This is a genomic window from Candidatus Frankia alpina (genome assembly GCF_902806485.1).
Taxonomy (GTDB): domain Bacteria; phylum Actinomycetota; class Actinomycetes; order Frankiales; family Frankiaceae; genus Frankia; species Frankia alpina.
The window spans coordinates 1-1,206 of sequence record NZ_CADCWT010000481.1 but is presented as its reverse complement, the minus strand read 5'-3'; the positions used below and the strand labels follow the sequence as shown (position 1 = coordinate 1,206).

At 73.6% G+C, this 1,206-nt stretch carries 1 protein-coding gene; it reads left to right on the top strand.

Annotated features, from left to right (window positions below; translation table 11 throughout):
• The first annotated feature begins 272 nt into the window (after positions 1-272).
• Positions 273-779 (top strand): flavin reductase family protein, encoded by a 507-nt coding sequence (locus tag G6R25_RS24065; protein ID WP_163554662.1) that lies wholly within the window; start codon positions 273-275, stop codon positions 777-779.
• Positions 780-1,206: the final 427 nt, after the last annotated feature.

The following is a 1,206-nucleotide window of genomic DNA, read 5'->3' as shown; positions in this document are numbered from 1 at the left end:
CCGGCCGGCGCACCCGCCGCCCGTTCCTCCGCCGGTGGCCCTGACCAGCACGTGTCCCCTATCCACCTCCAGCCCTCGCGCCGACGCCGACGCCGACGCCGACGCCTCGGCACCGTCCACCTCCGTTGCCGCGGTTCGGCACATGATCAACCGACCGGCCTCGCCGCCGGCCGGGGATCCGCGCGGTGCGCACCCCGCGGCCCGGCAGTGTTCGGCCCGGTCGGTGGCACCGGCCGAACACCATCCGTCCCTCGAACCTCGGGAGCATCCGTATGACCGCCTCGCTTCGCCAGACCCAGGGAGCCCCCAGGGCGCGCGCCGCCGACGGCGACCTGTTCCGGACCGTCTTTCGGGGCCACCCGCCGGGCGTCGCCGTCATCACGACGGACGCCGGCGTGGGACCGGTCGGCTTCACGGCGACGTCGTTGGCGTCGCTGTCCGCCGAGCCGCCGATGGTCGTCTTCGCGATCTCGTCGGGCACGTCGGCCTGGCCGCACCTGCAGGCCGACGAGACGTTCGTGGTCAACCTGCTCTCCTCGGCGCAGGAGGACGTCGCCCGCAGCGGCATCGACCGCTTCGCCGAGCCGACCCGCTGGACCGCGCTGCCCACCGGGGAGCCGCTGCTCGACGGCGGCCGGGCCTGGCTGCGCTGCGCCACCCGCCCGCCGATCGAGGCCGGCGACCACTTCCTCATCGTCGGCCTGGTCCTGGAAGCCGCGACCGACCCCGCTGCGGCCCCGCTGATCTACCACGACCGCACCTTCCACGCCCTGCCCTGAGCTCGCCCGCGCCCGAGTCCGCGCAGGTCGCCTCGGGCCATCCGGCCGGCCACAGCTATCTACGGCCCGCGCCCCGCCCCGGGGTGCGGGCCGTAGCCATGTCCGGGGCCGCCTGACCATCGCCCGGCGCGACGACCCGACGGGCCATCGCAGCGTGACCGTTTCGAGACGAGCACGTCCTATCCACTTGGGGTGGCGGCTGATCAACGTCGAGTAACGGCTGCGGTCTCGCACCCACCTCACCGTCGATCTCCGACCACGAACCTTCACCGGCAACGGCCGGTCACGGCACGCGGGAAGCATTGCGGTGCGATGCGCACGATCCCAGGGCTCAGACCGCGCAAAACGCACCGCAACCGGCCCCGCGCGGGTACGACTCACTCGTCGGCCTCTGCGACTACCTGCGCGTGTCATCACCCAGGTCGTG